Source organism: Streptomyces sp. WAC04114 (genome assembly GCF_019733245.1).
GTDB classification, from domain to species: domain Bacteria; phylum Actinomycetota; class Actinomycetes; order Streptomycetales; family Streptomycetaceae; genus Streptomyces; species Streptomyces massasporeus_A.
The window spans coordinates 1-6,770 of the sequence record NZ_JAIGQA010000278.1 but is presented as its reverse complement, the minus strand read 5'-3'; the positions used below and the strand labels follow the sequence as shown (position 1 = coordinate 6,770).

Here is a 6,770-nt window from a genome sequence, read left to right as displayed (position 1 = left end):
GCAGGGAGGCGGTGAGGTTCGGGGTGGTGGGGGTGTCGAGGTTGCTGGTGAGACCATGTGGAGGGTGTTGTGGCTGGTCCGTCGGTGGAGGTGATCGCCTCCAGCCGGTGCGCGGTGGCCCGGGTCAGCGGCGAGTTGGATTACGTGAGCGGCCGGGTGTTGCGCGCGGAGCTCATGGACCTGATCGCGCGGGTTGAGAGCTTGCTCGTGCTGGAGTTGTCCGGCGTTTCGTTCTGCGACTCGGCCGGCTTGAACGTACTGCTTCAGGCGTGGAGGCAGGCGGATATGCGCGGGGCTGTCGTGGTGCTGGCGGACGTGTCCGGGCCGGTGCGGCGCATTCTGCAGATGACCGGGGTGGATCAGGTGGTGCGGGTCTATGACTCCGTCAGTGAAGCGGAATGCGCACTGGGGGCTGAACACACCGGAGACGGCGAGTTTCCATGAGGGCGCGGACGACGAGGCGGTTTCCGCGGGGTGCGGAGTGGTGGGGCGAGCGTGAGGGCGCAGTGATTGCGCCGCCCGGCGCGTCGTCGGTGCAGGCCAACCTGCCTGCTAGGGGTCGAGGACGGCCTGGACCGTTCGCTCCGTGATTTCGAGGGCGCCGGCGATGCGCACAGTTGTGCGCTACGGGATGCCCGAACGGGACGCGCTGCTTCACGCCGAGTTCGAGGAGGCGATACGCCTCCTGGAGCGGCGGGACGCCCAGCGGGCCGGGCCACCGGTTGGTCCTCGGCCTCGAGGCTCTGTCGGTGCTGCCCACCAACGCCACTCAAGACCATGCATCACCGGCCACACACGAAAATCTATCGTGGCCAGAGTAGACATTGGTCGATGGTGTGGTTATGGTTTCTCTCGTAGCCAGAGAGATCACAGGGCTCGGCAGACACGAACTGCCGGGGAGAAGTACCGCAGTTGCAGTGCGCAGGACGGTGCGGTGGTGGAGTTCCGAAGCCAGGGCTGTTGCAGGACGGCGACGGGACTGACGACCGGACCGGGTGGCCAGCAGTGATCAGGGGCCGCCGCCAGCAGTACCCCGCAGTGGAATCAGTGAGCAGTACCTCGGTGAAGGCGTCGGCTGCGGACGCGCGCACCGGGAGGTTCGGCAGTGGGGTTCCAAGCCAGAGCAGATGTAGGACGGGTGACGGGGCTGGCTGCCGAAGGGTGGCGCTGTAACAGGCCACCAGTAGTTCGCATCACCAGCAGTACGCAATAGAGCAGTGCCAGCAGCGAGGGAATGAACGGAGGAAGTGGACGCCATCAGGATCGCCCGGACGGTTTGTCGAGTCCGGGTACCGCAGGACATCGATAGTGAGGTGGTCTCCGGTCGAGCAACCGCGATCCCAGCATCCCCGGCAGCATTGCGGTCGGGTGTGCGGTGACAGAAGGCCGGCGCAGTAGCAGGGCCGGCAGATGGTGTAGCAGTTCCTTCGGGCCCTGGCGCCGTACGGCGCCAGGGCCCCTTCACGCGGTCCACAGAGAGGTCAGATGACAGCAGACGATTCCTTCGGGCGTCTCGACGACGACGATTACCCCGCTTACACAATGGGACGGGCGGCCGAGCTGCTCGGCACCACCCCGGGTTTCCTGCGCGCCATCGGCGAAGCCCGCCTCATCACCCCACTGCGCTCCGCGGGTGAACACCGCCGCTACTCCCGTTACCAGTTGCGGATCGCCGCCCGCGCCCGCGAACTCGTTGACCAGGGCACCCCCATTGAGGCCGCCTGCCGCATCATCATCCTCGAAGACCAGCTCGAGGAAGCCCGGCGCCGTAACGCCGAATACCGCGAATCCCGGCGCACGGCCGGTGTCTGACCCGTACTCCGCAGCGACGCGCCGGACCGCGCCTCCGACGATTCAGAATTTGAGCGCATGATCGCCGAAGAACCTCAGCGGCGGGCACGCGGAAGGGATCCCCAGGCGCCCTATGCCCTACGCCCCCAGGCGGCAGATGCGTCCGCCGGCGCAAGCGGCCGGCCAACTGGCGGGCAGATGGCCGCCGGCCTTGAAGAGGGGGTGCAGCGCGCGGCTGCTGCGCTGAAGCCGCGAATGCGAGGCTGGCTGCATACCGGCGTGTTCCCCCTCGCGCTGGTCGGCGGGATCGTCCTGATCGCTGTTTCGCGCTCGGCTGCAGCAGTGGCGGCCTGCGCGGTGTACGCGGTGTCGGCCTGCCTGCTGTTCGGTACCAGCGCGGTGTACCACCGCGGGACCTGGGGCCCGCGCGGCGAGGCGGTCCTGCGGCGGCTGGACCACGCGAACATTTTCCTGATCATCGCAGGCACCTACACCCCGCTGGCGGTACTGCTGCTGCCCGCGGGCCAGCAGCGGGTGCTGTTGGCCCTGGTGTGGGCCGGCGCGCTGGCCGGCATCGCCTTCCGCATCCTGTGGATCGGGGCACCCCGCTGGCTGTACACCCCTTGCTACATCGCACTGGGCTGGGTGGCCGTCTTCTACCTGCCCGACTTCGCGCACACCGGCAATGCCGTGGTCGTCGCACTCGTCGTCGCCGGCGGTCTGCTCTACACCGCAGGAGCCGTCGTCTACGCACTCAAGCGCCCCGACCCCTCACCGGCCTGGTTCGGCTTCCACGAGGTCTTCCATGCTCTGACCATCGCCGCCTTCACAGCGCACTACGCCGCCATCCTCCTGGCAGCCACCTGAACAAGGCGACACGTCGGCTCGGCTCGACAGCGCAAGGGCTGGCCCCGCTAATACGAGACGCGCCCGGGCCGGGGAGGCCGGGCGCGCCCACGTTCCATCGGGGCGTGGGTGAGGCGCTCGCTTCACCCACGCGGTGCTGGGTCAGCGGTGGTGGCGGCTGCCGTGGCGGTGGTGGCCCCAGGAGGCGTCGTCGATGAAGCGGCTGTGGTCGTTGCGGAGGGTGGCGGTGTCGGAGTGGTTGTCCCAGACGTAGTGGCGGCGACCTCCCGGAGCGACGGCCACTGGCCACATCGTCCCGTGGTCGACGTTCCCACCTACGACAGCGTCCGCCGGCTACGGCTCCCTCCACCGCTGCACCGGCCCCAGGCAGGCCCGCAGCGGTGGAGGCACCGATTCCGGCCCGGGATTGCCATCACGGGGCACGGCCACGCCCGAAGCGGCATCGCCACCTGCATCAGTTCGGGAGCGGATCCGGGTCCGTCCGGCTCATTCTGCACTGAGAGGGCACGGGCGCGTGGCGGCACAAGCGTGGCCACCTGATGGCGGTCACCTGTTCGTCTCGCTGGGCGGGCGCTGCCCCCGGACACTGTGCAGGCTCGGAGGTAGCGCCGGCCCACCGCCGTTTCCCGAACGGAAAGGATCCTCCATGGCGGTTCATGACAAAGTCCGCACCATTGGTCCCAGTGGTCTAGAAGTGCTTGACATTGCCGTGTCCAGAAAGTGCACGGTCGAGATCAAGGAACCCCGCGACGTCCTCGCACTCACTCGGAGGCTGAATGGTGTGAAGCTGGACGTGGTGGGAGACCCCAACTTCGCCGGGCTCAAGTTCGGGCAGACCATTCCTTGGGGAAGCATCAGGGCCTCCGGCCCCGAAGGGGTACGGATCTCCTACCGGGTGCGGACGGGGCGAGATGTGACAGGTAACCCGGAGTTCTGAGGAGCGTTCGCCCGACCGCGGCCCAGCCCGGCTGCCGGTTGGGCTGGGGACGAGGGTGGGAGCATGTGCTCGCTGGAGTCCAGGCCTTGCGGCGGTTGGCATCACTCCGCCGACGGGATCAGCCCATCAGGCGGTGTCGCGGACGCTGCGCTCGGTCAGGTCGCACACGTGCCGGAAACGGCATGCGTGTCGGCACCACGGCGCGGCACGGGGGGTAAGGCCGAGTGGCATCACTTCTCATCAAGCGTTGATCACGCAAGCGAGCGGCGCATGACTCCCGAACTCGCGTCGGTAGGCGATGCCCAGGCCGTGGCTCCTAAAGGAAGATGAGCCGTGTGAGCAGAACGAGTGAGCGTGGAGCCACCGTCGCGCGTCTCTGGCAGGAACATCTGGGGGCGGCCCTCACCGCCGGACTGCGCGGAGCTGGACGGCATCGACATCGTGCTGCTCGACGCGACCATCGCCGGGTGCGTGTCCACCCGGCAGAACAGCGGTGGCTCTCTTGACGCAGAGCGGCATCGGATCCTGAGCGACTGTGGCGCAGACCTGGACCAGGTCCGGCCTCTGATCACCGAAGCGGGCGAACTTCGGTACATCCAACGCCTTCGGCGGCTGGCCGCCCTTGCATCGGACTCGGGCCCTCAGCCCACACCTGAGACGATGACTTGGAGGTCGTTTTCGCGCGATGTTTCATCCCGGAATCGTCCGTTTGGTTCACCGAACTGCGCGACCAGTACGTCTGTGACCCGCTGGGCCTGACGCCAAATCCCAACGACACCACGGCGACCGAGCACCGCACGCCGACGCCGGGGGCCAGTACTACGTCAAGAACCATGGTGTCTTCTTTGTTCCGGGTACTCCGGTTGCGCTCCGTGTTACGCACAACGGCGCCACCCCGCGTCTGCTGACCCCTCGCCGAGTTCAAGCTCGTCATCCACGATGCCGCCTAGAACGGTGGCGTTGCGGACTGTGAACAGCGAGGCTGTGTCGCCCCTTGGCTGGTTGTTGAGGATATGGCGGGCGGGATGAGCGGCGCGGCTCGCGGCAGTCGCCTGCTCGGGCGGCATGTAAGGCCGAGGGGGTGTCAGTTCATTGCCGAGTCGGTGGGCAGGGTGAGCACGGCGGTGGTGCCGCCGCCGGGTGTCTCTTCGAGGCGGAGAGAGCCGCCGTGAGCGGTGGCGATCCGCTGACAGGTGGCCAGTCCGATGCCGGAGCCTTGGATGTCCGGGTGCAGACGGGTGAACAGGTCCATCACGTGCTGGCGGTCCTGTGGCGGGATGCCGCGGCCGTTGTCGATGACGGCGATGTCCCATCCGGCCCGATGTGCTGTGGCGCTGATGACAATTCGGCTGGGCCGGTCGGGTTTACGGAATTTCAGGGCGTTGTTGATGAGGTTCTGGAGCAGCACACGCAACTGGGTCGGATCTGCGGTCACGACGGGCAGGTCCTCGACGGTGACGCGAGCACGGTCGGCGGTGATGAGACTGTCGAGGTCCTCGATGACGGCGTGGGCCAGGGTATTGAGGTCGACGGGCTGGAGGTGGAGCCGGCCGCCCGCGCTGGCCAGGGAAAGCACGTCTTCGATCATGGTGCGCATGCGGTGGGCGGAGCTGATGACCCGCTGGGTGCAGAAGGCGGCGTCGGGGTCGTTGCCGATCGCTGCAATATCGATGAGGTTCTCGGCGTGACCGAGTAGACCGGTCAGCGGGTTCCTGAGGTCGTGGCTGACCTGCCCGGCGAACTGCTGCAAGGCGCGGTTGGAGCGTTCGAGTTCGCGGCGTGCCGCATCGGCGGCTTGCAATGCCTGGTGAAGCAGCCTCTGGTGACGGTGCAGGTCGAGGACGTCGACGACCATGCGGGCCAGCTTGTCCAGCGCGCCGCGTTGCGAGGCGGTCAGCTGACGGGCTTCGGTGTCGAAGACACACAGGGTACCGAGGACGGGTCCTTCGGGGGTGCGTAGTTGGGAGGCGGCGTAGAAGCGAATGTCGCCGAAGACACCACTGACCCACGGGTTGTCCGCGAAGCGGGGATCGAGCCTTGCGTCCGGGACGAACACCGGGGCGGGCTCGACCAGGGTGACCGCGCACATGGAGTCACCGCGGGCACACACGGTCGGCTCGAAACCGACTGCGGCGATCAGGTTGGCGTCCTCGGCGGAGATGATGTTGATCACCGCGTGGGGGACCTGGCAGACATAAGTCGCGAGCTCCACGATCGACGCCAGATCCGGAGGGACCGGTGCCGCCAGGATGCCGTACCGCTGCAGGACTCGCAGACGCTCGGGCTCGTCGGCGGTGACCGGGAATGCTGTGGCCACAGTGTTCGTCCTTCCCTGCATGGTGGGGTCGGAAGATCGTTCCCCGTTCGACGTCTGCACCGACGGTGCCGCCGTGCGGATCACTCGACGGGCCCACACGCACGCGGTGCGCTCGCCCGTGATGACGTCACAGGCCAGAGGTGGCCAATACCGAGGCTGAACCTTTGGGGCTGGCGGCCGGAGGGGCCCCCGGGGGAGGCGTCGGCGAGCGTGATCGCGGCCATGGTGCGTTTGTCCCGGGGAAGGGTGCACCTCGAGGTTCTGACTTACGGTCATGACGATCTCGTCCGTGCCGGGCGAGCCGATCCGGCTTGGCCTGCGGCTTGGCTAGGGGCGGCAAGGCCGCTGTGCGCCGGACCACCTGAGCGAGCCTGCAGAGCCCATCCGCGGGAGTAGCACTTCCTACGGTCTGCCTCGGCATTCTCACGGTCCTACTGAGAACGCACCACTTCTGCCGGACCCTTCGCTATGCGCACGGTGAAGCCGTTGGAGGGCGTGACTGAGGCTTCACTCGTCGGCATCGCTGCAGCCCTCATCAGCTACCGCGGACTCAACAACTGACATCACGTCTGATGACGCGTCCCCACAGCCGGACCAGTCCGCTCAGCGCCCTGTCAATCTCCAGGGCACAGGCGTACAGCTCCTCACGGGTCCTGCCCCAGGGGTCCGGGATGTCGTCCTCGGCCGACAGGACCGGGGCCGCGGCACCGCGGCCCCGGTCCTGTGGGCCGAGGAGGCGCGCCCGGGCACCGCGGGCCCGTGCCGGGAGGAGATGGACGCGTGGGGCCGGGGGGTTGACAGGGCGCTGGAGGGGGTGGCGCGGCAGAGGGAGCGCGTCCTCGGAGGGCAGTACCGTGG

At 67.8% G+C, this 6,770-nt stretch carries 6 protein-coding genes and 1 pseudogene; 4 read left to right on the top strand and 3 right to left on the bottom strand.

Going from position 1 to position 6,770, the window contains the following annotated elements; translation table 11 throughout:
• Nucleotides 1-69 precede the first annotated feature (69 nt).
• From K4G64_RS37635 to K4G64_RS37625, 3 genes are all read left to right on the top strand, one after another.
• Nucleotides 70-444 (top strand): STAS domain-containing protein, encoded by a 375-nt coding sequence (locus K4G64_RS37635; protein WP_221760364.1) that lies wholly within the window; start codon nt 70-72, stop codon nt 442-444.
• A 1,041-nt stretch (nt 445-1,485) separates the two neighbouring features.
• Nucleotides 1,486-1,812: a MerR family transcriptional regulator gene (locus K4G64_RS37630; protein WP_221760363.1), complete on the top strand. Its 327-nt coding sequence runs from the start codon at nt 1,486-1,488 to the stop codon at nt 1,810-1,812.
• 57 nt (nt 1,813-1,869) lie between these two features.
• A complete protein-coding gene (locus K4G64_RS37625) occupies nt 1,870-2,658 on the top strand; it encodes a hemolysin III family protein (RefSeq protein ID WP_221760362.1) in 789 nt (262 codons plus the stop codon).
• Nucleotides 2,659-2,799: 141 nt separating this feature from the next.
• Here the strand turns inward: K4G64_RS37625 and K4G64_RS37620 are convergent.
• Nucleotides 2,800-2,919: pseudogene (locus K4G64_RS37620) on the bottom strand (lamin tail domain-containing protein); the annotation flags it as partial.
• Between the two features lie 385 nt (nt 2,920-3,304).
• Between K4G64_RS37620 and K4G64_RS37615 the strand changes: the two are divergent.
• Entirely contained in the window at nt 3,305-3,595 is a 291-nt protein-coding gene (locus tag K4G64_RS37615; protein WP_221760361.1) for a hypothetical protein, read from the top strand.
• A gap of 1,084 nt (nt 3,596-4,679) precedes the next feature.
• Here K4G64_RS37615 and K4G64_RS37610 read toward each other — a convergent pair.
• Together K4G64_RS37610 and K4G64_RS41225 are read right to left on the bottom strand one after the other, a co-directional pair.
• The gene (locus K4G64_RS37610; RefSeq protein ID WP_221760360.1) at nt 4,680-6,188 is read right to left on the bottom strand and encodes a GAF domain-containing sensor histidine kinase; all 1,509 of its coding nucleotides are present in this window, start codon (nt 6,186-6,188) and stop codon (nt 4,680-4,682) included.
• 274 nt (nt 6,189-6,462) lie between these two features.
• The coding region (locus tag K4G64_RS41225; RefSeq protein ID WP_221760359.1) for a hypothetical protein at nt 6,463-6,770 on the bottom strand (308 nt) is incomplete at its 5' end.

Excerpts from the sequence above, each read along its gene's own strand:
- K4G64_RS37625 (WP_221760362.1), top strand. The coding sequence starts at position 1,870 with ATGATCGCCGAAGAACCTCAGCGGCGGGCACGCGGAAGGGATCCCCAG.
- K4G64_RS37630 (WP_221760363.1), top strand. The coding sequence starts at position 1,486 with ATGACAGCAGACGATTCCTTCGGGCGTCTCGACGACGACGATTACCCC.
- K4G64_RS37615 (WP_221760361.1), top strand. The coding sequence starts at position 3,305 with ATGGCGGTTCATGACAAAGTCCGCACCATTGGTCCCAGTGGTCTAGAA.
- K4G64_RS37610 (WP_221760360.1), bottom strand. The coding sequence starts at position 6,188 with ATGACCGTAAGTCAGAACCTCGAGGTGCACCCTTCCCCGGGACAAACG.